Genomic DNA, 581 nt, shown 5'->3' with positions numbered 1-581 from the left:
TCGGACCTGCGGAAGCTGCCCGTGCTCGCGGCGGTGCCGAACGCGCCCAGGATATGGCCGACATGCGCGTCGTCGAGCTGCGCGCGGTGACGACGCGATACGTGCCTGGAGATTCATTACACCGACTCCCGCACCGGCGTCGGCCGGCGCTCGGGCGACGACACATCGGCAGCGCGGCGGCGATCGTCCCAGAGGCAGCGCAGCGATCCGTCCGCCGCGCGGACCCAGCGCGCGATCGGCCGCTTGCGGGGAATGGGCGGCACCGCCCGGGTATCATGATTGTTGAGGCGCACGAGGCGCAGTAGCAGTCGGGTCATCGCGACCTCCTTTCCTTCCGGGTTCATCAAGATCGAGCCCGGAAGAGGTCGCGCCGGATCAGCGGTATCGCTGCTCCCGACGAATCCATCCGGACCCGCGCAATCCACCGATCGACGACAACGCCGCTACGCGACTGTCGCTCTCGCTGGACAAGGGGCTAGATCGGGTCTTCATCATCGTCCTGTCTCAGGTTCCGCAAAGCGGCTGCCACGCAGACCGAGCCGCGCTTGGCGACTCGATGGGCACGCCCTATACCTACCGGG

At 67.8% G+C, this 581-nt stretch carries 1 protein-coding gene; it reads right to left on the bottom strand.

What is annotated here, in order from left to right:
* Positions 1-116 precede the first annotated feature (116 nt).
* Positions 117-317 (bottom strand): hypothetical protein, encoded by a 201-nt coding sequence (locus RAD15_RS43435; protein WP_458184800.1) that lies wholly within the window; start codon positions 315-317, stop codon positions 117-119.
* Positions 318-581: the final 264 nt, after the last annotated feature.

It is taken from the genome of Bradyrhizobium sp. 14AA (genome assembly GCF_054185205.1).
Note: the sequence above shows the minus strand (reverse complement) of the source record. Positions and strands in the feature narration are given on the sequence as shown.